Source organism: Archangium lansingense (genome assembly GCF_026626635.1).
Classification (GTDB): domain Bacteria; phylum Myxococcota; class Myxococcia; order Myxococcales; family Myxococcaceae; genus Archangium; species Archangium lansingense.
The window spans coordinates 2,802,919-2,826,503 of sequence record NZ_JAPNKA010000001.1 but is presented as its reverse complement, the minus strand read 5'-3'; the positions used below and the strand labels follow the sequence as shown (position 1 = coordinate 2,826,503).

Below are 23,585 nucleotides of genomic sequence, written 5' to 3'. Positions count from 1 at the left end.
TCAGGGGCCCGTGGCGATTCGCCGCGTGCGAGCAGCGTCCCGCCCATCAAGCCCGTTACTCCGGCCACCAGCCCGCCAGCAAACTGTCGCCGGTTGAGCTTCCGGCCAGCCTCTCTCCGCTTCACGCCACCTTCTCCACCGCCACCGCCTTCACCACCTGCACGTCCAGCTCGATGTCGATGCGCTCACCCACCAGCACCCCGCCCGTCTCCAGCGCCTTGTTCCACGTCAGCCCGAAGTCCTTGCGCTCGATGCTCGTGCGCGCGCTGAACGCCAGCCGCTCGGTGCCGAATGGATCCTTCACCCGGCCGAGGAACTCGGCGTCCAGCACCACCTCGCGCGTGGTGTCCTTGATGGTCAGGTCCCCCACCACGCGGTAGTGGTCCCCGCCCGCTGGGAGCACCCGCCGGCTGTGGAAGATGACGCGCGGGAAGGCCGCCACGTCGAAGAAGTCCTGCGAGCGCAGGTGGTTGTCCCGGGCCTCCACCTGGGTGTCGATGCTCGACGCGTCGATCTTCACCTCCGCCTGCGCCTTCACCAGGTCGCCGTTCGTGAACAGCCTCCCCTCGTAGCGGGTGAAGCGGCCGTGCACTCGCGCCACCACCATGTGCCGCACGATGAAGCCGATAGAAGAGTGGGTCGGATCAAGCTGCCAGGTCTCGATGGACATTGAAGTCAGCTCCTGTGGAAGTGCTTCTCTGGCCTCTCCCTAGAGCAACCCGCTTGCCAACACCCAACCCCCTGGAATTACAGAAGCCGAGCCCGCTGGAGCAGGTTCATGCTCTCAAAATGAGAGTACATGCCTATCATGTGGAGAGCGCCTCCCCCTCCATCCAGGAGCCGCCCGCCTGGCCCTCCGCGGCCTCCGGTGCCTCCGGGCGAGCGCTCAGTGTTGGGACCCCGGTGGGTGCCTACCTCATCCGAGAAAGTCCTCAAGCACGGGGGGTAGCACCATGGACGTCAACGAGGTCATCGACAGGGCTCGCGACGCCTTCAGCGTCCGGCGTGTCTTTGGAGATCCCATCCAGCAGGGCGAGGTGACGCTCGTCCCCGCGGCCAGGGTGAGCGGAGGCGGCGGAGGAGGCGGCGGCGAGGCCCCCGCCACCGCGGGCGCGGAGGCCGAGAGCACCGGCAAGGGCTACGGCAGTGGCTTCGGCCTGAACGCACGGCCCGCCGGGGCCTTCGTCCTGCGCAATGGAAAGGTGCGCTGGATGCCGGCGGTGGACGTCAACCGCATCATCCTCGGGGCCCAGGTGCTGATGGGCATCGTGCTGCTGACGTTCGGCCAGCGGCTCGCGCGCTACCTGTTCCTGGAGAACAAGCCCCTGCGCCGCAAGCACTTCGCGCGGTGAGGAGACGGGAGCGCGGCCCATCCCCTGCTTCGGGTGGGCCGCGTGCGCTGCTCCAGGCGTAGCGCCCGTCAGAGCACCTCGCCCACGAGGAAGCCCGGAGAGCCATCCCCCAGCTGCCCGTACTCGTTGCTCCCCCACGTGCTGATCGAGCCGTCCGAATTCAGCGCCAGGGAGTGGGCAGCGCCGGCGGCGACGGCCGTGGCGTCCTTGAGCTCCCGTACCACGACCGCCATGGTCTGCGCGGTGGTGGAGCCATCTCCGAGCTGTCCGTCATCGTTGCCACCCCAGGCCCACACCGAGCCATCGCTCAGCCGGGCCAGGGAGTGCGTCTTGCCGGCCGCGACGGCCGTGACATTCGTCAGGCCCTCGACCTGGACCGGAGTGGCGCTCGAGGCAGTGGTGCCGTCCCCGAGCTGCCCGGAGGAGTTGTAACCCCAGGCCCACGCCGTGCCGTCGGACCTCACCGCCAGCGAGTGGTAGTCCCCGGTGGTGAGCGCCTGGATGCCCGTGAGCAACGGCAGGACCACCGGGATGAGGCTCGAGGTGGTGGTGCCGTCTCCAAGCTGGCCGAACGCATTGCCACCCCAGGCCCACACCGTTCCATCGCAGCGCAGCGCCAGGGAGTGGCCAGCGCCGCCCGTGACGGCCTTGACGTCGAGGAGGCCCTGCACCTGCACCGGAGTGGAGCGCGAGGTGGTGGTGCCATCCCCGAGCTGGCCCGAGGAGTTGTCACCCCAGGCCCACACCGTTCCATCCGCGCGCACTGCCAGGGAATGGTGGGTGCCTGCCCAGAGGGCCACGACATTGGTGAGCCCCTGTACCTGCGCCGGGGTGGCGCGCGAAGTGGTCGTGCCGTCCCCGAGCTGGCCGGAGGAGTTGTCACCCCAGGCCCACACCGTTCCATCGCAGCGCAGCGCCAGGGAGAAGGCGGCGCCGCCCGACACGGCCTCGATGCAGCGGAGGTCCGGCACCACGACGGGAGCCAGGCTGGAGGCGTACCCGTCCTCGCCGAGCTGCCCGTGGCTGTTGTTTCCCCAGCTCAACACGACGCCATCCTTGCGCGCGTAGAGGGAATGGCCGGAGCCCGCGGCGAGCTGCGAGGCGCGAGGCATGCCCTTCACCTGTCCAGGGAAGGGGTACACGTTGGTGGCGCCATTGCCGAGCTGGCCGGTGGAGTTGTCACCCCAGGCCCACACCGTGCCGTCCTCGCGCAGCGCAACGGAGATGCGGCCACCGGCCGACGGGGCCGTGACGCGCGAGAAGCCCGGCACTCGCACCGGAGTGGACACCGCGGTGTTGGTCCCCAGTCCAAGCTGGCCCGTCGCATTGCGACCCCACGCCCAGAGCTGGCCGTCCGTGCGCAGCGCCAACACATGGCTGCCCCGGCAGGAGAGGGCCGAGATGGAGCCCGAGATGCCAGCCACCTGGGCAGGCAGGGAGCGGGGGGTGGTGGTGCCATCCCCGAGCTGGCCCTGGCCATTGTCCCCCCACATCCACACCGTGCCGTCCCCGCGCACGGCCGCCGAGTGGTAGGGCCCGACTTCAATGGACACGACGTTGGAGAGTCCCTGGACCTGCACGGGGACGGTGCGCGAGGTGGTGGTGCCATCCCCGAGCTGGCCATAGGAGTTGTCACCCCAGGCCCACACCGTGCCGTCCGACTTCAGCGCCATCGAGTGGTAGAGGCCGGCGGCCACGCGGGTGACGCCCGTGAGTGACACCACCCGCTGGGCCGGGGTCCGCGCAGTGAAGGAGGTGGTGCCATCTCCGAGCTGGCCCGCGGTGTTGTCACCCCAGGCCCACACCGTGCCATCCGACTTCAGCGCCATCGAGTGGTAGGAGCCCGCGGCAAGGCTCACCGCGTCCGTCACTCCCGGCACCTGGCCTGGCGTGGAGCGCTTGCCCCCCGAGCTATCGCCGAGCTGGCCGGAGGTGTTGTCGCCCCAAGCCCACGCCGTGCCATCCGACTTCAGCGCCATCGAGTGGAAGCTGGAGACAGCGAGCGCCGTCACGCCCGACAGCCCCGGGAGCTGCACCGGAACCGGGCGCTGGGTGAAGGTGCCATCCCCCAGCTGGCCCTGGCCGTTGTCCCCCCAGGCCCACACCGTGCCATCCGGCCGCAGGGCGAGGGCATGCACATCCCCCGCGGCGACGATCGCGATGCCGGAGAGCCCCTGCACCGGGCCCGGAACGGGGCGCCAGCTCGCGCTGCCATTGCCGAGCTGCCCATGGGAGTTGTTGCCCCACGCCAGGACGGTGCCATCACCGCGCCCGACCAGGACGAAGGAGTTGCCACAGGCGAGGGCCTGCACATTCAAGAAGCCGGTCACCAACCGCGGCAGGCGCAGCGGGCTGGCCACGGACTGGCCCGCCTGGCCCTGGGTGTTGTCTCCCCAGGCAAACACGGAGCCGTCAATGTGCCGGGCCACCGAGTGGTAGGTGCCGCTGGCGACGGAGACGATGTTCGACAGGCCGTGCACCTGCACCGGCGTGAGGGACGAGGCCGTCCCCTCATCTCCGAGCTGGCCGCGGGAGTTGTCCCCCCAGGCCCACACGCCGCCCGCGGAGCTCACCGCCACGGAGTGGGAACCGCCTCCGGAGATGGACACGATGCCCGTGAGGCCGGACACCTGCACCGCCACGGAGCGCGTGGTGGTGGTGCCATCCCCAAGCTGACCGGAGGCGTTGTTACCCCACGTCCACACCGTGCCGTCCTCGAGCAGGGCCATGGAATGGGAGTCGCCAGCGGCAATGGCCTTCACCCTCGACAGTCCCGACACCTGCGTCGGGGAGCCGCGGCTGGTGGTCGTGCCATCCCCCACCTGGCCCAAGGAGTTGTTGCCCCACGCCCACACCGTGCCATCCGACTTCAACGCCAGCGAGTGGAGGTTGCCCGCGGCGATGGCCGTCACGCCCGACAGCCCCGTGAGCTGTGCGGGGAGCGAGTGCGCGCTGGTGGTGCCATCCCCCAACTGGCCATCCCCGTTGCCGCCCCAGGCCCAAACCGTGCCACCCTGGCGCAAGGCCAGCGAGTGGTTGTTGCCAGCCGCCACGGCCGTCATGTTCGTGAGCCCCACCACCTGCGTGGGAGTCAAACGTTGCGCGGTGGTGCCATCCCCGAGCTGCCCCTGGGCATTGTTGCCCCAGCTCCACACCGTGCCAGCTGGCGTGACGTACAGCGAGTGTCCCAACCCCGCCGCCAGGCGGTAGGGCCGCCCCTGCACGATGACGACGGGAGCCCGCTGTTGCCCTGGCGTCCCTTCGTCCGTCCACTCTCTCCCACCACATCCCACCACCAGCGAGGTCACGGCCAGAAGGAGCGCTACCGGCAGGCTCCTCGACAAGGTGCTCCCCATCATACATCCCTCTCGTTCGTGCCTCGGCAACGACGGATACGAGGCAAGGCTTGCGTCATCCACAGCCCCCCCCGCGTCTCACCCGGGGCACGAAGCCCCGCCCTCCTGACTCCGACAGTCAGGCAATGAGCACACCCATATGCAGACAACCCTGACTTATAAGCAACTGGGTGACACACGACTCTCCGGGTGTCCGGGGTGTCCCACCCTTGCGCTCCACGCCTAGAGCGGCGCGTCATCACCCCCCACGGCGAAGTCAGGCCCGCCCTGCATGCTCCGTCAGGCGCCGAGTGCAGAAGCCACCGCGTGTTACTAGGTTGACGCTCCCATGACTGTTGAACCCTCCCGCCGACAGGCCGCGCTGGAAGCGCTCGCCCTGGATGATGACGCCCTACTCCGCACCTGCGAGGTGGAGTTCTTCATTGCCTCCGGCCCAGGCGGCCAGCACCGCAACACCACTGCCAGCGGCGTGCGGCTGACCCACCCGCCCACCGAGCTGTCCGTCACTGGAACCGAGCGCCGCAGCCAGTCGCAGAACAAGGGCGCCGCGCTCGAGCGCCTGCGCGAAGGACTCCAGGCCCTCACCTACGTGCCCAAGAAGCGCCACAAGACGAAGCCCACCAAGGGCTCGCAGAGACGCCGTTTGGACACCAAGAAACGCGAGGGCGAGAAGAAGGCGCAGCGCAGCAAGAAGGTCCAGTGGTGAGAGGAGATAACCCCATGCCCACCCTGGAAGACGCCATCGCCTTGGCCGTGGAGGCCCACCGGGGCCAGCGCGACAAGGCCGGGCAGACGTACATCCTCCACCCCCTGCGGGTGATGATGCGCCTGGAGACGGAGACGGAGCGCATGGTGGCCATCCTGCATGACGTGGTGGAGGACTCGCCCTGGACGCTGGAGCGGCTGCGCGAGCTCGGCTACCCCGAGGAGGTGCTGGGCGCGCTGGACTGCCTGACGAAGCGCGAGGGCGAGACGTACGAGGCCTTCATCGAGCGCGTCCTCCCCCACCCTCTCGCGCGCCGGGTGAAGCGAGCGGACCTGGAGGACAACATGGACGTGCGGAGGCTGCCGGCGGTGACCGCGAAGGACGCGGAGCGGCTGGCCCGCTACCGGGCCGCCTGGGCCCGACTCCAAGAGGCGTGAGCGCCCACTACCAGGAGACTTCCAGCGCGATGCTGAGCTCTCCCGTCTTGCGCGCGCGGATGTCCACGCCCTTCACCCCGAGCTTCTTGGCGATCGCCTGCGCACCCCCCACGTGGTACGCGAGCGGCATGAAGGTGACCTCGACGGTGAGCACGCCCCGGTTCGTCCCGGGCCAGGTGAGCGCGGGCTTTCCGTAGCTCGTCAACACCCAGTAGAGCGTCTGCAGGGCGATCATGAACTGCTGGGGCGTGTTCCCCGCCTGCTGCAGCGCCGTGCGCCCCACCGGCGTCTCCATGTAGCTGGAGCCGGCCTTGAAACCAATCTGCCGTAGGACTTCCTCGGAGCCGCCGTACTTGCCGCTCAGGGAGCGGGCCGCGGCGGAGAGCAGCAGAATCAGGGAGCGGGTCGGGTAGTTGAAGAACTCGACGAAGGACTTCTCCCCGCTCGCCGCCAGGCAGCGCTGCACCACCGCCTCGTCACCCCCGAGCTCTCGGACCACCCGCAGCAGGGACGTGAACAGGAAGCCGCGCGTGGTGTGCTGCGGCGTCGCCAGGCCCAACCGCTCCTGGAGATCCTGCTCCGCGTCGTAGGCGGTGTCGTTGCCCGGATTCGACTCAGTACTCATCTCTTGGTCCAGCAGCCGCGGGCTCGGTGAGCAGCGCCGCGACCCCGGATACTACAACGGTTCAGTCCAGGACAATGCATTGGGAAGGCATCCAGGACCAAAGCAAACGGCCCAGCGCGCCACGAAGGGCACGCCGGGCCGGCTGTTCGGGGGGCGGGGGAAAACCCCCTCACCCCCACCCTCTCCCAAAAGGAGAGGGAGTTACGCCTTGGCCAGCTGACGCATCACGTAAAGCAGGATGCCGCCGTGGCGGTAGTAGTCGAGCTCGTTGGGCGTGTCGATGCGGCACAGCGCCGTGAACTCCTTGCTGCCGCCCTCGCCCGTGGCCTTCACGGTGAGCTTCTTCTGCGGGGCCAGGTCGGTGGAGATGCCAGTGATTTCAAACGTCTCCTGGCCGGTGAGGCCCAGACTCTGCGCGTCCTGGCCCGCCTCGAACTGCAGGGGCAGCACGCCCATACCAATCAGGTTGGACCGGTGGATGCGCTCGAAGCTCTTGGCGATGACGGCCTTGATGCCCAGCATCGCCGTGCCCTTGGCCGCCCAGTCGCGGCTGGAGCCCGTGCCGTACTCGGCGCCGGCCAGCACCACCAGCGGGGTGCCGTCCTGCTGGTACTTCATGGAGGCGTCGTAGATGCTCATCCGCTCGCGGGTGGGGATGTGGACGGTGACGCCACCCTCCACGCCGGGAACCAGCAGGTTCTTCAGGCGGATGTTGGCGAAGGTGCCGCGCACCATCACCTCGTGGTTACCGCGGCGGGCGCCGTAGGAGTTGAAGTCCTTGGGCTGCACACCCTGGTCCATGAGGTACTTCGCGGCCGGGCTCGTCTTGGCGATGTTGCCCGCGGGGGAGATGTGGTCCGTGGTGACGGAGTCACCCAGCAGCGCGAGCACCCGGGCGGACTTGATGTCCGAGAGCGGCTTGGGCTCGGCCGGGATGTTCTCCAGGAAGGTGGGCTTGCGCACGTAGGTGGACTTGGGGTCCCACTTGAACGTGTTGCCACCCCCCGCCGGGAGCTTCTGCCAGAGCTGGTCGCCCTCCATGGCGCGCGAGTACTGGCTGCGGAACTGCTCCGGCTTCACCGAGGACTTGATGAACTGGCCAATCTCCTCGGAGGAGGGCCAGATGTCCTTGAGGTACACGGCGCGGCCGTTGCGGTCGGTGCCGATGGGCTCGGTGTCCAGGTCCTTACCCACCTCACCGGCCAGCGCGTAGGCCACCACCAGCGGCGGGGAGGCCAGGTAGTTCATGCGCACGTGCGGGTTGATGCGGCCCTCGAAGTTGCGGTTGCCGCTGAGCACCGCGGCCACCACGAGGTCGCCCGAGGTGACGGCGTCGGCCACCGGGTCCGGCAGCGGGCCCGAGTTGCCGATGCAGGTGGCGCAGCCGTAGCCCACCACGTGGAAGCCGAGCGCCTCCAGGTAGGGCATGAGGCCGGCCTCCTTGAGGTAGTCCGTCACCACGCGGCTGCCCGGGGCCAGGCTCGTCTTCACCCAGGGCTTCACGTTGATGCCGCGCTCCACCGCCTTCTTGGCCAGCAGGCCCGCGCCCAGCAGCACCGCCGGGTTGGAGGTGTTGGTGCACGAGGTGATGGAGGCGATGACGACGGCGCCGTGGCCCAGCTCGTAGCTCTGGTTGCCGGACTTCACGGTGACGGTCTGCTTGAGGCGCTCGGGAGGCACCGGGGCCGCGGGGGCCTTGGCCTTGCCACCGCCCTCGTCGTCCTCGCCCTTGCTCTTGCCCGCCGACAGCATCTCCACCAGCGACTTCTCGTAGGCGCCCTTCATGTCCTTGAGCGTCACGCGGTCCTGCGGACGCTTGGGGCCGGCGAGGCTGGGCACCACGGTGGCCAGATCCAGCTCCAGCGTGTCGGTGAAGACCGGGTCCGGGGTGTTGGCGGTGTGGAAGAGGCCCTGCTCCTTGAAGTAGGCCTCGGCCAGGGAGACGAGCTCTTCCGGACGGCCGGTGAAGCGCAGGTAGTTGAGGCTCTCCTCATCCACCGGGAAGAAGCCGATGGTGGCGCCGTACTCGGGCGCCATGTTGGCGATGGTGGCGCGGTCCGGCAGCGACAGGCTCTGGAGGCCGTTGCCGTAGAACTCGACGAACTTGCCCACCACGCCCTTCTTGCGGAGCATCTGCGTGACGGTGAGCACCAGGTCCGTCGCGGTGGCGCCCGCCGGCAGCTTGCCCGTCAGCTTGAAGCCCACCACCTGCGGAATCAGCATCGTGATCGGCTGGCCGAGCAGCGCGGCCTCGGCCTCGATGCCGCCCACGCCCCAGCCCACCACGCCCAGGCCGTTGACCATGGTGGTGTGGCTGTCGGTGCCCACCAGCGTGTCCGGGCACACCACGTTGCCCTGACGGAAGGACACCTGGGCCAGGTACTCCAGGTTCACCTGGTGGCAGATGCCCACGTCCGGGGGCACCACGCGGAAGCTCTTGAACGCGTTCTGGCCCCAGCGCAGGAAGGCGTAGCGCTCCTGGTTGCGCTCGAACTCGAGCTCCGCGTTGGCCCGGAAGGCGTCCGTGGTGCCGAAGACGTCCACCTGGAAGGAGTGGTCGATGACCAGGTCCGCCGGGTTGCGAGGGTTGATCTTCGCGGGATCTCCCCCCATGGCGGCGAGCGCCTCGCGCATGGCGGCCAGGTCCACCACCGCGGGCACGCCGGTGAAGTCCTGCAGCAGCACGCGCGCCGGGTGGAAGGAGATTTCAGTGTCCGGCTCGGCCTTGGGGTTCCAGGCGAGCATCTTCTCCACGTGCTCGCGCTTCACCACGCGGCCATCCTCGTGGCGCAGCAGGTTCTCGAGCAGGATCTTCAGCGAGAAGGGCAGGCGGGCCACGGAAGCGTGGTCCTTACCCACCTTGGCGAGGCTGTAGAAATCGTACGTGGCCGAGCCGACCTTGAGCTGACTCTTGCTCTTGAAACTGTCCGTCATTGTGAGTGCCGTCCTTCCGTCCGTCAGATGACTGGAACGCAGACGCCAGAAACGCGGACTCTGGCGTCTGAAACCTGCGGGTCTTCTAGGCCCGCCGGAAGCGGCTTGCAAAAGGATCTTGCGGGCACTGCCAGGAGCGGACGGTCGGGGTGTGTTTCACCGGCCGTCCGGGTCCCCCGCCGGGGCCGCCCCGCCCGGCGAGCGGTCCCCGAGCAGCCGGGCAGTGCGCTGGAGGCGTTCGGTACCAATCTTCATCAGCGCGTCCCGCATCCCCGGGACGTTGAAGAGGTGCCGCTCGAAGGCGGACCGGTCCAGCCGCAGCAGCACGCTGGGGACGTCCGCCCGCACCATGGCCGTCACCGGCTTGTTCATCAGCAGGGAGATCTCCCCGAACACGTCCCCCTCGCGCAACACCGGGTAGGGCGTCTCCTTGCCGTCCGGGTGCATGTGGTAGGGCGTGCACCGGCCGCGCAACAGCAGGTAGAGGGCATCCCCCATCTCTCCGGCGGTGAGCAGCGTCGCGCCCGCCGCCACCCGCTGGAGCTGGAACTCCCGGGCCAGCGCCCGCCGCTGCTCCAGGCGCAGCGGGGAGAAGATGGGGTGGGTGCGCAGCAGGCTGTCCGCCGCGCGCTTGCGGCAGAAGGCCTGCACCACCCGATCCACCAGCGGATGCTTCTGGGCGAGCTCGAGCATCCGCGCCCGACGCAGCTCCAACAGCACCGAGGGCATCGACGGCATCACCGTGTACAGCCGGGGCCCCTCGGTGATGAGCGCCATCTCTCCGAAGACGCCCCCCTCCACCACCGGCCCCTCCTGAGGCCCCCTGCCCTCCAGCAGCCGCCAGACGTCTCCCCGCCCCTCCACCATGAAGAACATGGACGCGCCGGGGTCCCCTTCGCGAATCACCGGCTGGCTGGTGGCGTACGTGCGCACCTCCACCGCCTCGAGCAGCGAGATGAACGCATCCCGGCCCAGCATGGAGAAGATGGGCACCGCCACCGGATCCTCCCGCTCCGGGAGGAGCTCGAGCTCGGCGGAGACCTGGTCTCCCGCCCCTGCCTCGGGCTGCACCGGGTAGCGCGCATAGAGGTTGGCGATGAAGGCCTGCGTACGGGTGTGCTCCGGCTCCAACCGCAGCAGCTCCTTGCAGGCCACGATGGCACGCAAGAGCTGACTGCCCTGGGCCCAGGCCCTGGCGAGGGCCTCGAAGCCGGCGGCAGCCTCCTCGCGTTGGCCCTGCTGCTCCAGCCTCTTCAGCTCAGCCAGGGCCTGGTCCACCCGCCCGTTGGCGGCCAATTGCCCGGCCAGCTCCCTCGACCGGAGAAGGGTATCGGCTCCGTCACTCATCCGTGCTCACGCTCACAAACGCCGCACGCTATCACTCCAGGGGCCTCAAGCGCTTGGGAGCATCTGTCCACCAGCCAACGCTGGAGTGAACAAATCACCGACCTTGTCCAAGCGTCGGCGCACGGTGTCCAGAGTGAAGCGTTTGGGGTCCAACCGAGGCGTCACCTCGGACCAGGCGAGGGGCGTGGACACGGGCGCGTGAGGCAGGGCCCGCAAGGAGTACGGCGCCACCACCGTCTTGCCCCAGGCGTTTTGCTCTGCGTCCAGGTACAGCCGCCCCTGGCGCCGCGCCTTGGAGCGCTCGGTGGTGGCCAGCTCCGGATGCTCGATGGCAAGAGCCTCGAAGGCCTTGTGCGCAAAGGCCCGGGCCTGCTCGTAGGTGTGACCGGGAGCAATGGGCACCAGCACGTGCAGGCCCCGCTTACCGGACGTCTTCGGCACGCTGGTCAGCTCCAACCGCTCCAGGTAGCGCCGCAGCGAGGTGGCGAGCTGGATGAGATCGTCGAAGGTGCCCGCCGGCCCGGGGTCGAGATCGAACACCACCCAGTCCGGCGCCTCCAGGTGCGCCACCCGGCTCGACCAGACGTGCAGGGTGAGCGCGGACTGGTTGGCGAGCCACAACAGCGACTCGGGCCGGTCCACCACCACGTGGGGAAGCGAGCGCGCCTCGTGGTGGATGCACACCGTGGTGAGCCAGTCCGGCGTGCCCTGCACTCCCTGACGGAAGAAGCCGGGCTCGCCCACGCCCCGAGGCCACTGCTGCAACGTGAGCGGACGGCCCTCGAGCGCCGGCACCATGAAGGGCGCCACGTCTCGGAAGTAGGCGAACACGTCCGCCTTGGTAAGGCCCTTCTCCGGGAAGAGCACGCGCTCGCCATGGGTGAGCACCACGGGCGCCACGGGGCGGGAGGCACGGGTAGTTTGCTTGCGAGCCACGGCAGTCCTGCCCGCGGCCCGCTTCCCCTGACGCACCTTCGTCCCGGTCCGACGGTGGGGGCCCCGCGTGGCGCGCACGGGAGTGCTGCGCGGCTTCTCCCTCACGCACTCCTCGGGACGCTTGTCGGTGCGCAGCCCCTGGAAAGACGGGTGGCGCAGCCGGCCGTCGTCCGTCCACTCGGTGAAGGCCACCTGGGCCACGTAGCGAGGCTTCACCCAGAAGGCGTCCTCGTTGTGCAGGGCATCGCGCACGAGCGGGGCATCCTTTACCGGAGGCTTCTTCACCACGTCGCGGGTCAGGAGCTCGCGCAGCTCGCGCCGCGTCTTCGTGGAGTAGCCCGTGCCCACCTTGCCCGCGTAGCGCCAGGTGTCGCCCTCGCGCACCGCCACCAGGAGCGAGCCCAGCTCCGGCCGCTCGTTGGCCATGGGCGTGAAGCCCACGATGGCGACCTCCTGGTTGGCCTGCACCTTGAGCTTGAGCCAGTCGGCGCCGCGGCCCGGGGTGTACGGGCTGCCCACGCGCTTGGCCATGACGCCCTCCAGCCCGCGCCGCCTCGCCTGCGCCAGCGATTGCTTCGCACTGCCCTCCACCTGCTCGGCAATCGCCAGCGGAGGCTTCACGCGCGCCAGGAGCCGTTCGAGCCTCGCCCGGCGCTCCTCCAGCGGCAGGGCACGGACGTCCTCCCCATCGAGCCACAGCAGGTCGAAGATGACGAAGCGCTCCTCGACGCCCTTGCCGAGCAACTGGAAGCGCGAGCGGCCCTTCGGGTCCAGGGCGACAATCTCCCCGTCCACCACCCCCTCGTGCTCGCCGAGCGACTCGAGCGCCCGGAAGATGGCGGGGAAGCGCAAGGACAGATCGTTCCCGCTGCGCGACTGAAGGGCGATGCTGCCTCCCTGGAGCGCGGCGATGGCGCGGAAGCCGTCGTACTTCACCTCGAAGCGCCAGTCGGCATCAGCGGTAGCCTCTACCTGGGCCAGGGTGGCCAGCATGGGGGGAAACACCTTCGCGAGCAGCGCCTCGGGCGTGCGCACCTTCCCCTTCGCTCGCGAGGAACGAGAGGCGCGCGCAGGCCGAGGTGCGGCGCGTTGGGTGGTGGTGCGCCGGGTGCGGCGGACGGGCCCGCGGGTGGCGCTCTGGCCGGACTTCACGGACTCGGGGTGCTCGACGGTGACGTCGTAGCCGGGCCGCTCGGTGCCATCCTTGGCCTTGAAGCACAGCCACTGTGCCTTCTTGCTCACTGGACGCGTGCGGATGAGATGCCACCCGCCCTCGAGCTTCTGCCCGTGTAGCACCACGTGCAGCCGCCCACGCGCGAGCTGCTCGGAGGCCTGGCCCGACGGCACGGTGTCGAAAGTGCCCTCCTCCCACAGGAGCGAATCGCCCGCCCCGTAGGCGCCCTCGGGGATGCGGCCCTCGAAGGAGGCATAGGCCAGCGGATGGTCCTCGGTCTGGACCGCGAGCCGCTTGTCCGCCGGGTCATGGCTGGGGCCCTTGGGAATGGCCCAGCTCACCAGCACGCCGTCGATCTCCAGCCGCAGGTCATAGTGCAGCCGAGTGGCGTCATGCTTGTGCACCACGAAGATGGGGCCGCCCTCACTCCGTAGCGCCGGGACCTCCGGAGCAGGCTCTGAGGTCAGGGAAAAGTCTCGCTTGGCGCGGTACGTCCCCAGGCGCGCACGAGCGGAAGTCTTGGATCGTCGCGAGGTCGCCATCCCCGCAAGGGTCGGCACGCCCGGACCGTGCGGCAAAAGCCGAACCGGGGGTCCTCAGCCGCCCGCTTCCTTTACCTTCCCCGTCAAGTTGAGAGGGAGACCCCCGGAGTTGGCACGAGCAAGGAAGGCCTCAGCTCTCCTGCCCGGTAGGCGTACACATTGACTACCCTGTTAGGCGGTTGTGATTCCAATCCAGGTGATAGCGTGCCCCCGCCACGAAGGAGGGGCTGTGTACTATCAGGATCTGGGTGAGGAGTGCATGGTGGGGGTAGGCCCGTGGGTACGTGCGGTGGGATGGCTCGACATCGCGTACCCGTACACGCAAGGAAGCGTGGAGCCCGCCTTCCTGGAGGCACTTCAACAGCATCTGAAGAGGCCCTGGACCCCCGTCGCCTCGGCAGGGCCCCACTTCTGCCAGTTCTGCCCGGAGAAGCCTCGGGGTGGAGCCGCGAACGTGTGGATTCCCACGGAGCGCCATGTCTTCATCGCGCCGGAGCTCATCGTCCACTACATCACCGACCACGGCTACCGCCCCCCGGAGGCCTTCATCGAGGCAGTGCTCGCCTGCCCGGCCCAGAGCTCCCCGGAGTACATGGAGCTGATCCGCCCCACCCAGCAGCGCTATGAGGAGATGTCGAGAGTGAGTCGACACCCACGCCGCTGAGGAGGGCTATCCCGGGTCGAGGGCCCAGGAGCCTTTCTCCCACCGCGTCAGGGCTTGCTGGGCGCGAAAGGTGTCGCCGCCCGCTCCAAGCCCGCTACAACAGGGGCGACGGCAAGGGCCTCTTTTCGTGGGGAAGGCGAATCTCGTCTTCCAGCTGGAGCCCGTCCGTCCAGTTCTTGGAGTCTTCGTTGAGCACCAGGTGCCCGCTGAGCCTCTGCAAAACGATGTGCTCCCCGTTGAAGAGCAAGACCCCGTCTCGTCCATACTCCAGCAGGAACATCGTCGCGCGCAGCATGATGCGATTCCCCTGCTCGTATTCGTCGCTATTGGGATCGAGTCGAAATCCCACGGATAGATCTGGCCTGAATTGAAAGGACTCCTCAACCATGAACAAGGATGGCAATGTTGCCACTCTTGATGGCAATGAGTTCCTTGAGTCCAGGAATCGGCCAATCCGAGAGTTGCGGACCCGCGCCGCTGATGCTCCGGCGTCCCGCACTCGTTGACGTCAACGAGTGATGTATGGAATTGTGTGATACTCGTTGACGTCAACGAGTGAGGCCCGGGACTGGCGTTGTCCGCACCTTCAACGAGGCACACAGTAGCGCTGGCGCTTGGCCGGGGGGCTGCGGTTGAGCTCTGGTTTCGCCTCGGGGTCCACCTGACGCACCCTGGGCCGTGGCTCCCCCTCGGGCGGCTCGATGAGGGTCTCGAACCGGTTGGTGTTGAGGATGGTACTGCCCGCGCTGCAATCCACCTGATCCAATCGTGCGTCCGTCAACGCGTATCCCTCGTACGTCGGAGCACCAAACACCTTCTCGAAGGTGCTGACGGCCGCTCCGCAGATGGGCAGCCAGGAGCCGTCGGGCAGTTGGATGCGGTGGAGCCGGATGTAGACGCGCATCGGCGTGATCTCCGCCTCGCCCTCCGCGATGAGCTCCTGATCATCATCAATCGGATAGATGTAGGCCCTGACGGGCCCGGGCTTGAGGTTGATGGGTCCATTCTCGTCGCGGGAAGACTCCGAAGAGGCCTCGGTGCCTGACGCCAGGAAGGTGGGGTGCAGTTCTCCACGAACGAACCCCAGCTTGATGGGAGTGGCACGGGCCTCGGGTGGGCAGCGCGCGAGGAAACCGGAGGGGTCCGGGCGCACGGGAGGCGTGGTGACGCATCCGGCGAGCTGCGCGAGAGCCACTCCCCATACGGCATGGCGCATGGCACACCAGAGCGGCGAGGCTTCGGGCGGAGCAGCGGTGGCGGAAGGGTCCTGGGGGTTCTGGGAAGAAGGCACGGGCGGTGCTCCTTGCTTGGAGAGTGCCGGCGGAGCCGGCGCGGTGGGCTCCACATGAGGGGGCGGGTGAAGCCACCACCACCCTAGCCCGAGCAGTCCCAGCACGAAGCACCACTCCACGAGCACTCCTGGCCAGTGCCTCGCACGGCCCGCGCTCGCGGAGTCCTCGGGCGCTCCAGCGGGACCCGGCTCCGGTTGCGCGCCCTCCAGCGCCGGCGTGCTTCCGCATTCCCCCCCTCCGCCTCCCTTTCCCTTCTTGGAGAGCGGCACCGCGGGCATCCGCCAGGGCTCCGACTGGCCCTCCTCCGCTCGCAGCCGCTCCAGCTCCTCGCGCACGGCCCGGGCGCTGGCGGGGCGCTGTGCGGGCTCCTTCGCCAGCAGCCGCATGGCCAGCGCGGACAAGGAGGCGGGGGCCTGGGGAGCGTGCTGCCGGGGCTCGGCGGGCGTGACGGCGACGATGGCCGACAGCAACTGATCCAGCGGCAGCTCCGGGTTGAAGGGGCGCAGGCCCGTGAGGGCCTCGTAGAGGAGGATGCCGATGGCGTACAGGTCCGCCGTGGGCCGCGCCTCGAAGCGCGAGCCCTCCTCGAGGGCCTCCTTTCCCAGCAGGAAGCGGATGGCCTCGGGGGGCTGGCAATAGAGCGTGCCCGGTGCCAGTCCCTGAGTCAGCGGGCGCGCGCACGGCAGGTGCACGGCCCCCAGGTCGATGAGGAAGGGCCAGCCATCTCCCTCTCGCACCAGGATGTTGTCGGCCTTGAGATCCCGGTGGCAGATGCCTCGCTCGTGCATCATCTCCAGGGGGCGCAGGATGGCGATCAGCACCCCCACCCACTGGTGGGGCGTGGCCCGCACGTTCAAGCGCCAGTCGTGGAAGGTGTCACCCGGGACGTGGTCCGTGATGAAGAAGGAGTAACCCGTCCGGGGATCTGGCCATCTCCCCAGCTCATGGACGGGCAGCAGGTGGGGGTGTGCCAGGTGTTCCAGCGAGACGGCTTCCCGGCGCATCCAGCCGTCCGCGTGGTCCGCCTCCGCGTCCGAGGCGGGCTGCAACGCCATCTTCATGACGTACGGCTGGCCCGCCTTCTCCACCAGGAAGACGAGGGAGAAGCCGCCCGTGGCCAGACGGCGCACCACGCGGTACTCCCGCACGCGATGTCTCGGACGAAGCTGGTTGGGGTGCACAGCCTTCCTCATGGCAACGTGAGCGCCAGCTCCGTGGCATCCGCTCCCTCCCCCTCCAGCCACAGGCGCAGGGTTCCTCCGGGGAGGATGGCCACCAGGATGTGCCGCGCGGCCCTCCTCGGGGAGGCGGACGCCGGGACATAGAGGTGGGGCAACCTCACCGAGGCGCCCCCCTCCAGGGAGGCCCGGAGCCGGAGCCGATTCCAGTCCCGGGCAGAGGGTGCGAGCTTCCGGTTGGCCGGCGTGGAGAGGGTGACGAAGACGTGCTGGCCCATCCGGAGGACCGAGTCCACCTGGGCGAGAAGACTGCCCCGCAGGCTCACCTGGGTCTTCGGCAGGGTCAGCTCCATCCGTCCCTCGGGCGCGTCCTGGAGGAGGCGGACCACACCGTCCACGCCCGCCTCGCCAGCCACGGGCACCTGGAGCCGGATGAGCCGCACCTCTCCATCCACCTCGCCGCGGCGGGTGACGAGCGCGAGCCGGAGAGAATCGCCCGGCGGCAGCGGCACGGTGAGCACCAGGCGCTCCCCCTCGGAGAGCTCGTCGGAGGGCAGGACGATGAAGGAGGACCCGTCCACCGGCAGCAGCCTGACGCGCCCGCGCTCGTCCTCGAGCACCGGGCCGCCGGGACCCAGCGGCACCTCCGTGGCGACGACGGTGGCGGTGCCGCCCGCGACGAGCACCTCGGGCAGCGCCTCGCCGGGGGCCGTGGAGACATGAAGGGTGCGCCTGCGTGACACGCGCTCGGCGGGCCGCTCCCGGGCGGTGGCCGGGAGGAACGGCAAGAGGAGCGGTACGAGGAGAGCAACCCAGGAGATGGAGCGCACGCGAGCCCTTCGCCGTGAGGTGCCGCACGCTAACCGGGGCACCAAGGGGCGGGCAAGCTCCAGTCCACTCCGGCGGTCACGCCCGTGAACGTGACTTCGGAAATCTCCCATGGTACGTGGGAGCCAACCCCGGAGATATGATGACACACCCTACCCTACGCACCCTCCTCCAGCTGTCGTTGCTGCTGCTCCCCCTGGCCGCCAGAGCGGCCCCGGACCCGTCCTGGCTGCACGAGGAATGGAAGCCCCAGTCCCGCGAGCTGCGGCTCCACGAGCGGCCCGCCGCCTCCGAGCTCGAGGTCCGGGTGACGCGGACATTGCTCTCGGTGGTGCAGTTGATGGATGGGCAGGTCGATCTGGAGCACACCACGTTGAAGGGGGCTGGCGAGCGCATCCGGATGAAGCAGCAGGGCGGCAACCTGCTGCTGCTCGACGTGGTGGGGGACCTGAAGCCGGGCGAGCGCCTTCCCTTGTCGGTGGCCTATCGGGGCGGCAAGCGGCTGGAGCTGACGCTGGTGCGGGGCGAGCTGAGGACGGATCTCCGGCTCCGGGTGTACCAGCGCCCTCCGCCCACGAAGGAGGAGGAGGAAGCGGCCCTGGCGGAGTCATTGGCGGGACTGGCCGTCGAGTACGAGGACCATGAGCTGAGCCGGGGGCAGATGACCTGCTCGCCCGAGGAGCCGCAGGAGGCGCCACGGGTGGGCCCTGATGGCGTGCGGGAGTCGCGCTTCCGCTGCGAGCCCGTGCCACACGAGTGCGGGGTGAAGCTGCCCTCGTGGCTGCACCGGCGGGAGTCGCCAGGCCGACTCACCATCAACGGCCGGGAGGGAGGCGGAGGCGTGGTGGGCATGATGGGCAACAGCATCGCCTATCAGATGCCGCTGCAGACGGTGGTGGTCATCTCCGTCTTCAACATGGACCCCGAGCGGCGCTGGCGGCCGGGCGAGTACGCGCTGAGGCGGGAGGCCACGGGCGAGGCGGTGCGCCTGCGCGCCGTGAAGGTGGAGGTGCCCGAGGAGGGCGTGGACTTCGGCGCGGTGGGGTTGATGGGCTTCGTCATCGACACGCCCCGCTCCGGCTCCGAGCGCTTCGTCCTGGAGGTACTCGAGAAGGATGGCGGGCCTCGGAGGATTCGCGTGGAGGGCATGACGTTCGAGGAGCCCGTGCAGGACACACACGCCCGGTAGGGGAAAGCCCCGCCGCCTGGTTGGGCGGGGGGCTCAAGCCCGCTACAACAGGGGCGATGGCATCCTGCTCATGGAGATGCCCAGCTACCCCGGGTCGAGGGCCCAGGTGCCTTCCTCCCACCGCTTCAGTGCCTGCCCGGCTTCAAAGGGCACGAGACCCTGGCCCTTCGCTGCCTCCTCCAGAACCGCTTTGGCCTCGGCCGTCCGATAGCGGAGCAAATGCGCGGCGGCCATGACACGCACGTCCATGCGCTCATGCTTGAGCAGCACGAGGAGGGCTTCACGCCCAGCATCACCGTGGGCCAGGAGCTTATCGACTGCGGCACCGTACTTCCTGGCGTGCTTGTTCCCGGTCTTGGCATCTCCCCTCCAGATGGCGTCGGTCTGCGCGGCCACGTTCTGAGCGAATTGCTCGACCAGTTCCTCCAGCTTCATCACCAGAATCCCTTCGTCACGTTCTCGATGGCCAGCAGCCCGAACTCGCGTTGAGCCTCGTACGACTGCGTGCTCAACCACTTTCGCACGGTCAATCGATCCGAGCCCGTGATGCTACGCCGAATCGACGAGTAGATCGCGCTGATGCGGGTGTGGAAGCCCTTGTCCAACGGGACAATGTTCTCGGTGTTTTGAACGGCCTGCGCCCCGAACCGTTTCTCGTTGCCCGGCGTCTGCTCGACGATGTGGTGCCACTCCTTCCCAGGGCCCGCCGAGCCCATGGCCCGCTTGAAGCTCTTGTACGAGCCCCACGCCCTGAAGCCGTTGGGAGGAGCCTTGGCAGCGGCTCCGCTCATGGCCTGGGCTGTCATGGCGACGGCACCAGGAGCGAGGGCGATGGTGACGGTCTCGGCACTCACGGCGACCGTCTTCACTTCCCCCACCGCCGCGAGCCGGAGGCCCACCTGCGTCTCGGCTTGTACGGCCGCCTGCATCGAGCCGGGTAGCTTCGGCACCTTTGTTGCCAGCCCCGGTGCCGTGTTGCCGATGGCCGCCATGGCGAGCATGGCGAACGCTCTCGCCGCGTTGCGGCCCATGAGCTTGCCGTACCGCTCTCCCGCCTCGCGCAGCTCGTTGAACGGGTGGCTACTCCGGATCGAGCGCCCAGGTGCCTTCCTCCCACCGCTTCAGTGCCTGCTCTGCTTTGAATGAGACCAGCCCCTCCCCCTTGGCGACCTCCTCCAAGACCGCTTTGGCCTCGGCCGTCCGATAGCGGAGCAGGTGCGCGGCGGCCATGACTCGTACGTCCGGGCGTGGGTGCTTGAACAGCTCGGCCAGTGCGTCGCGTCCGGCATCACCGTGGGTCCGGAGCTTGTCGAACGCGGCGCCGTACTTCTTGGCGTGCTTGTTCCCGGTCTTGGCATCTCCCCTCCAGATGGCGTCGGTCTGCGCGGCCACGTTCTGCGCGAACTGTTCGACAAGTTCCTCCAGCTTCATCACCAAAACCCCTTCGTTACTTTTTCGATGGCGATCAGCCCGAACTCGCGTTGGGCCTCGTACGACTGCGTGCTCAACCACTGCCGGACGGTCAAGGTGGACGAGCCGGTGATATCCCGCTGAATGGACGAGTAGAGCGAGCTGATGCGGGTGTGGATGCCCTTGTCCAACGGGACGATGTTCTCGGTGTTTTGAACGGCCTGAGCCCCGAACCGTTTCTCGTTGCCCGGCGTCTGCTCGACGATGTGGTGCCACTCCTTCCCTGGGCCCGCCGAGCCCATGGCCCGCTTGAAGCTCTTGTACGAGCCCCACGCCCTGAAGCCGTTGGGAGGAGCCTTGGCAGCGGCTCCGCTCATGGCCCGAGCCGTCATGGCGACAGCGCCAGGGGCAAGGGCGATGGTGACGGACTCGGCGCTCACGGCGACCGTCTCCACTTGCCCCACCGCCGCCAGACGGATACCCACCTGCGTCTCCGCCTGCACGGCCGCCTGCATCGAGCCGGGCAGCTTCGGCACCTTCGCGGCCAACCCCGGTGCCGTGTTGCCGATGGCCGCCATGGCCAGCATGGCGAACGCTCTCGCCGCGTTGCGGCCCATCACCTTGCCGTACCGATCTCCCGCCTCGCGCAGCTCGTTGAACGTGGTGGCCCGGTCCGCCTCGTTCATCAGCCGTTTGAAGCCAACAACAAGGCCCCAGAAGGTATCGACGCCCACGTAGGCGATGAGCGTAGCAGTCATCACCGCGGCAAGGCCCTTGGAGACCGTCACATCCGGGATGGAGAGGAGCACCAGGTACGTGGTCCAGGTCCAGAGGACCGCCGCCACCATGGCGTGGGGGTCGGCCATGTCCTTGAACGTCTCCAACATCTCGTCCAGTACAGCGCCCCTGGCGAGGGCCAGAGCCAGGGCGAAACGGCCATCTCCGTTGACGGTGGGGCTTTCCGTCAGCAGGCGGAGACAATCCCCGGGCCTGCCGGTTCGCTCGCACCAGCGCAGGTAGTCGCGCGTCAGCTCTACCTCCGTCGAGTCCTCCTCCAGGTGCTCGCCCGGCTCGAACGGCGTGATGCGGTGGCTCGGTATCTCGTACGTGTACGAGCCGCTCCGTGCCGCCACCTCGAACAGCCGCCGGGCGGCTTCCTGGGGTCGGTCGGGAGGTCGCGCGTCCCGGGCAAGCTTCGCCACGGCCTCCTCGAACTCGTCATCATCCAGTTCCACCGGCTCTGCCCTGGAGCGCGGAGTGAAGACGAGGGCTTCGCTCTGACCCGTGTCCAGGCGCACCACCCGGGAGGCAGAACCACACCCGGCGAGGAGCACCAGCAGCACGACCGTGCAGTACGGCTTCATGGGGATTCCTCCCGGTCCTGGCTACCCCGCTACGGGTAGCCAGTCCGGAAGAGTACCCAATGGATACGAAGCAGCCCCACCGGTTCTGAAGACCGGGCGGGCCCCTACCCGCGCCTCAGCGCCCCTTCGAGGTCTCGCGCTGCTCGAGCTGGACGATCTCGTCCACCACCTGCGGCTCGGCCAGCGTGGTGGTGTCGCCCAGGCTGTCCATCTGGCCCTCGGCCACCTTGCGGAGGATGCGGCGCATGATCTTCCCCGAGCGCGTCTTCGGCAGGCCGCTCACCACGCGGATGCGGTCCGGCGTGGCCAGCGGTCCGATGATGCGGCGCACCTGCTCCTTCAGCGCGCCCACCAGCTGCTCGGAGCTCATGTCGCCCGCCTTCACCGTCACGTACGCGCAGATGCCCGTGCCCTTGATGTCGTGCGGGAAACCCACCACGGCAGCCTCGGCCACCGACTCGTGCGCCACCAGCGCGCTCTCGATCTCCGCGGTGCCCAGCCGGTGGCCAGACACGTTGAGCACGTCATCCACGCGGCCCGTAATCCAGTAGTAGCCGTCCTCGTCGCGGCGGCAGCCGTCACCCGTGAAGTACATGCCCGGGTACGTGGAGAAGTACGTCTCGCGGAAGCGCCGGTGGTCTCCCCAGATGGTGCGAGCCTGGCCAGGCCATGGACGCTTCAGGCACAGGTTGCCCGAGACACCATTGCCCTCGATGACCGTGCCCTTCTCGTCCACCAGCACCGGCTCGATGCCGAAGAACGGGAACGTGGCGCTGCCCGGCTTCGCGGGCGTGGCTCCCGGCAGCGGCGTAATCAAGATGCCGCCCGTCTCCGTCTGCCACCAGGTGTCCACCACGTCGCAGCGGCCCTCGCCCGCCACCTCGTGGTACCAGCGCCACACCTCGGGGTTGATGGGCTCACCCACCGTGCCCAGAATCCGCAGGCTCTTGCGCGAGGTCTTCTTCACCCAGTCGTCGCCCTCGCGAATGAGCGCGCGCAGCGCCGTGGGCGACGTGTAGAGGATGGTCGCCTTCAGGTCATCCACCACCTGCCACATCCGGCTCGGATCCGGGTACATCGGCGTGGACTCGAAGATGACCGTCGTCACGCCATTCACCAGCGGGCCATAAATCAGATAGCTGTGGCCAGTAATCCACCCCACGTCCGCGCTGCAGAAGAAGATGTCGTCCTGGCGGATGTCGAAGACGTACTCGTGCGTCATCGACGTGTAGACGAGGTAGCCAGCGGTGGTGTGCATCACCCCCTTGGGCTTTCCGGTGCTGCCCGAGGTGTAGAGGATGAAGAGGGGATCCTCGCTGGACATCCACTCCACCGGGCAGGTGGAGCGGTACTTCGCCATCTCGTCCTCGAGCACCTTGTCGCGCCCCGGCTTCATGGGCACGGCCTTGTCGGTGCGCCGGCTGACGAGCACCGTCTCCACCTGGGTGAGGCCCTCGAGCGCCTGGTCCACAATGGACTTGAGCGCCACGGCCTTGGGGCCGCGCGGCGCCTCGTTGGCGGTGACGACAATGCGCGCCCCCGAGTCGAGGATGCGGTCTCTCAGGGACTCGGCGGAGAAGCCGGCGAACACCACCGAATGCACCGCGCCGATGCGCGCGCACGCCAGCATGGTGTAGGCCACCGCGGGCGTCATGGGCATGTAGATGCAGACGCGGTCCCCCTTCTGCACGCCATGCGCCTTGAGCACGTTGGCCACGCGCGCCACCTGGTGCTTGAGCTCGCGGAACGAAATCCGCTGGTACTGACCCGGCTCATTGGCGGCCCAGATGATGGCCGTCTTGTCCGGCTGCGTGTGCAGGTGCCGGTCTACCGCGTTGTGGCAGGCGTTGATGCGCCCACCGCCGTACCAGGAGAAGTCCACCTCATTCATGTCAACGTCGAGCACGTTGGTGGGTGGGTGGAACCAGTCCAGCCTCTTCGCCTGCTCGCCCCAGAAGCCAGCGGGGTCCTCGAGACTCTGGCGGTAGAGGCGGCGGTACTCCTCGAGGCTCTTCACGCGCGCACGCGCAGTGATGTGCTCCTTGGGCGAAACAAGCATGGTGGTCTCCCCCTGGGGTAGGAATGGGTTCAAGTTGGAGTGCCTACAACGCAAGCGCCATGCCTTCCCAGGAAATCTCGTGCTTCCGGTGGGTTGTACACTGGACGCGGTGCGTCGAGGCGTCACTCGGGGAAACGAACGTTACCTTCCGTAACGTCCGGGCGGATTTGAGGGCCCCCTCGGGGGCGGGAT

The 23,585-nt window shown here is 68.5% G+C and carries 18 protein-coding genes and 1 pseudogene; 5 read left to right on the top strand and 14 right to left on the bottom strand.

Translation table 11 applies throughout. The features are described from left to right. Window positions 1-121 precede the first annotated feature (121 nt). Entirely contained in the window at window positions 122-670 is a 549-nt protein-coding gene (locus tag OV287_RS11200; protein WP_267534009.1) for a YceI family protein, read from the bottom strand. Between the two features lie 283 nt (window positions 671-953). Here OV287_RS11200 and OV287_RS11195 point away from each other — a divergent pair, with 283 nt between their 5' ends. Continuing rightward, on the top strand, window positions 954-1,352 hold the full coding sequence (locus OV287_RS11195) for a spore germination protein GerW family protein (RefSeq protein ID WP_267534008.1): 399 nt from the start codon (window positions 954-956) through the stop codon (window positions 1,350-1,352). A 68-nt stretch (window positions 1,353-1,420) separates the two neighbouring features. Here OV287_RS11195 and OV287_RS11190 read toward each other — a convergent pair whose 3' ends face one another. Beyond that, complete coding sequence (locus OV287_RS11190) at window positions 1,421-4,711, bottom strand: RCC1 domain-containing protein (protein ID WP_267534007.1); 3,291 nt, start codon at window positions 4,709-4,711, stop codon at window positions 1,421-1,423. A gap of 325 nt (window positions 4,712-5,036) precedes the next feature. Between OV287_RS11190 and OV287_RS11185 the strand changes: the two genes are divergently transcribed. Together OV287_RS11185 and OV287_RS11180 are read left to right on the top strand one after the other, a co-directional pair. Then, on the top strand, window positions 5,037-5,414 hold the full coding sequence (locus OV287_RS11185; protein ID WP_267534006.1) for a peptide chain release factor family protein: 378 nt from the start codon (window positions 5,037-5,039) through the stop codon (window positions 5,412-5,414). Between the two features lie 14 nt (window positions 5,415-5,428). Further along, window positions 5,429-5,851 (top strand): GTP pyrophosphokinase, encoded by a 423-nt coding sequence (locus tag OV287_RS11180; protein ID WP_267534005.1) that lies wholly within the window; start codon window positions 5,429-5,431, stop codon window positions 5,849-5,851. Window positions 5,852-5,858: 7 nt separating this feature from the next. Here OV287_RS11180 and OV287_RS11175 read toward each other — a convergent pair whose 3' ends face one another. From OV287_RS11175 to ligD, 4 genes are all read right to left on the bottom strand, one after another. Continuing rightward, on the bottom strand, window positions 5,859-6,476 hold the full coding sequence (locus OV287_RS11175; RefSeq protein ID WP_267534004.1) for a TIGR02265 family protein: 618 nt from the start codon (window positions 6,474-6,476) through the stop codon (window positions 5,859-5,861). A gap of 201 nt (window positions 6,477-6,677) precedes the next feature. Continuing rightward, window positions 6,678-9,410 carry an aconitate hydratase AcnA gene (acnA, locus tag OV287_RS11170; RefSeq protein WP_267534003.1) on the bottom strand — a complete coding sequence of 911 codons (2,733 nt, stop codon included), beginning with the start codon at window positions 9,408-9,410 and terminating at the stop codon, window positions 6,678-6,680. A gap of 156 nt (window positions 9,411-9,566) precedes the next feature. After that, window positions 9,567-10,757 carry a cyclic nucleotide-binding domain-containing protein gene (locus OV287_RS11165; protein WP_267534002.1) on the bottom strand — a complete coding sequence of 397 codons (1,191 nt, stop codon included), beginning with the start codon at window positions 10,755-10,757 and terminating at the stop codon, window positions 9,567-9,569. 45 nt (window positions 10,758-10,802) lie between these two features. Next, entirely contained in the window at window positions 10,803-13,409 is a 2,607-nt protein-coding gene (ligD, locus tag OV287_RS11160) for a DNA ligase D (protein ID WP_267534001.1), read from the bottom strand. A 229-nt stretch (window positions 13,410-13,638) separates the two neighbouring features. On the opposite strand from ligD, the gene OV287_RS11155 reads away from it, so the two are divergent. Then, window positions 13,639-14,073, top strand: a complete 435-nt coding sequence (locus OV287_RS11155; protein WP_267534000.1) for a DUF7919 family protein — start codon at window positions 13,639-13,641, stop codon at window positions 14,071-14,073. 94 nt (window positions 14,074-14,167) lie between these two features. Here OV287_RS11155 and OV287_RS11150 read toward each other — a convergent pair whose 3' ends face one another. The 3 genes from OV287_RS11150 to OV287_RS11140 form a co-directional block, all read right to left on the bottom strand. Beyond that, window positions 14,168-14,461, bottom strand: coding sequence for a SitI3 family protein (locus OV287_RS11150; protein WP_267542325.1), 294 nt, complete (start codon window positions 14,459-14,461; stop codon window positions 14,168-14,170). Window positions 14,462-14,659: 198 nt separating this feature from the next. Then, a complete protein-coding gene (locus OV287_RS11145) occupies window positions 14,660-16,558 on the bottom strand; it encodes a serine/threonine protein kinase (RefSeq protein WP_267533999.1) in 1,899 nt (632 codons plus the stop codon). After that, window positions 16,555-17,373, bottom strand: a complete 819-nt coding sequence (locus tag OV287_RS11140) for a DUF2381 family protein (RefSeq protein WP_267533998.1) — start codon at window positions 17,371-17,373, stop codon at window positions 16,555-16,557. Before OV287_RS11140 ends, OV287_RS11145 begins: the two co-directional genes overlap by 4 nt. 137 nt (window positions 17,374-17,510) lie before the next feature. On the opposite strand from OV287_RS11140, the gene OV287_RS11135 reads away from it, so the two are divergent. Beyond that, on the top strand, window positions 17,511-18,560 hold the full coding sequence (locus OV287_RS11135) for a DUF2381 family protein (protein WP_267533997.1): 1,050 nt from the start codon (window positions 17,511-17,513) through the stop codon (window positions 18,558-18,560). An 84-nt stretch (window positions 18,561-18,644) separates the two neighbouring features. Here the strand turns inward: OV287_RS11135 and OV287_RS11130 are convergent, their stop codons facing one another. From OV287_RS11130 to acs, 5 genes and pseudogenes are all read right to left on the bottom strand, one after another. Continuing rightward, window positions 18,645-18,995: a DUF2019 domain-containing protein gene (locus OV287_RS11130; RefSeq protein WP_267533996.1), complete on the bottom strand. Its 351-nt coding sequence runs from the start codon at window positions 18,993-18,995 to the stop codon at window positions 18,645-18,647. After that, window positions 18,995-19,633 (bottom strand): annotated as a pseudogene (locus OV287_RS11125) (AHH domain-containing protein); the annotation flags it as partial. The gene OV287_RS11130 and the pseudogene OV287_RS11125, both read right to left, overlap by 1 nt. Window positions 19,634-19,640: 7 nt before the next feature. Continuing rightward, window positions 19,641-19,991 (bottom strand): DUF2019 domain-containing protein, encoded by a 351-nt coding sequence (locus tag OV287_RS11120; protein WP_267533995.1) that lies wholly within the window; start codon window positions 19,989-19,991, stop codon window positions 19,641-19,643. Further along, the gene (gene sitA5 / locus OV287_RS11115) at window positions 19,991-21,334 is read right to left on the bottom strand and encodes a SitA5 family polymorphic toxin (protein WP_267533994.1); all 1,344 of its coding nucleotides are present in this window, start codon (window positions 21,332-21,334) and stop codon (window positions 19,991-19,993) included. The genes OV287_RS11120 and sitA5 overlap by 1 nt, the downstream gene beginning before the upstream one ends. Window positions 21,335-21,449: 115 nt before the next feature. Then, window positions 21,450-23,393: an acetate--CoA ligase gene (gene acs, locus OV287_RS11110; protein WP_267533993.1), complete on the bottom strand. Its 1,944-nt coding sequence runs from the start codon at window positions 23,391-23,393 to the stop codon at window positions 21,450-21,452. Window positions 23,394-23,585: the final 192 nt, after the last annotated feature.

Excerpts from the sequence above, each read along its gene's own strand:
- sitA5 (WP_267533994.1), bottom strand. The coding sequence starts at position 21,334 with ATGAAGCCGTACTGCACGGTCGTGCTGCTGGTGCTCCTCGCCGGGTGT.
- acnA (WP_267534003.1), bottom strand. The coding sequence starts at position 9,410 with ATGACGGACAGTTTCAAGAGCAAGAGTCAGCTCAAGGTCGGCTCGGCC.
- OV287_RS11175 (WP_267534004.1), bottom strand. The coding sequence starts at position 6,476 with ATGAGTACTGAGTCGAATCCGGGCAACGACACCGCCTACGACGCGGAG.
- OV287_RS11130 (WP_267533996.1), bottom strand. The coding sequence starts at position 18,995 with ATGAAGCTGGAGGAACTGGTCGAGCAATTCGCTCAGAACGTGGCCGCG.
- OV287_RS11200 (WP_267534009.1), bottom strand. The coding sequence starts at position 670 with ATGTCCATCGAGACCTGGCAGCTTGATCCGACCCACTCTTCTATCGGC.
- OV287_RS11120 (WP_267533995.1), bottom strand. The coding sequence starts at position 19,991 with ATGAAGCTGGAGGAACTTGTCGAACAGTTCGCGCAGAACGTGGCCGCG.
- OV287_RS11180 (WP_267534005.1), top strand. The coding sequence starts at position 5,429 with ATGCCCACCCTGGAAGACGCCATCGCCTTGGCCGTGGAGGCCCACCGG.
- OV287_RS11185 (WP_267534006.1), top strand. The coding sequence starts at position 5,037 with ATGACTGTTGAACCCTCCCGCCGACAGGCCGCGCTGGAAGCGCTCGCC.
- OV287_RS11195 (WP_267534008.1), top strand. The coding sequence starts at position 954 with ATGGACGTCAACGAGGTCATCGACAGGGCTCGCGACGCCTTCAGCGTC.
- OV287_RS11145 (WP_267533999.1), bottom strand. The coding sequence starts at position 16,558 with ATGAGGAAGGCTGTGCACCCCAACCAGCTTCGTCCGAGACATCGCGTG.
- acs (WP_267533993.1), bottom strand. The coding sequence starts at position 23,393 with ATGCTTGTTTCGCCCAAGGAGCACATCACTGCGCGTGCGCGCGTGAAG.
- OV287_RS11165 (WP_267534002.1), bottom strand. The coding sequence starts at position 10,757 with ATGAGTGACGGAGCCGATACCCTTCTCCGGTCGAGGGAGCTGGCCGGG.
- OV287_RS11150 (WP_267542325.1), bottom strand. The coding sequence starts at position 14,461 with ATGGTTGAGGAGTCCTTTCAATTCAGGCCAGATCTATCCGTGGGATTT.
- OV287_RS11135 (WP_267533997.1), top strand. The coding sequence starts at position 17,511 with ATGATGACACACCCTACCCTACGCACCCTCCTCCAGCTGTCGTTGCTG.
- ligD (WP_267534001.1), bottom strand. The coding sequence starts at position 13,409 with ATGGCGACCTCGCGACGATCCAAGACTTCCGCTCGTGCGCGCCTGGGG.
- OV287_RS11190 (WP_267534007.1), bottom strand. The coding sequence starts at position 4,711 with ATGATGGGGAGCACCTTGTCGAGGAGCCTGCCGGTAGCGCTCCTTCTG.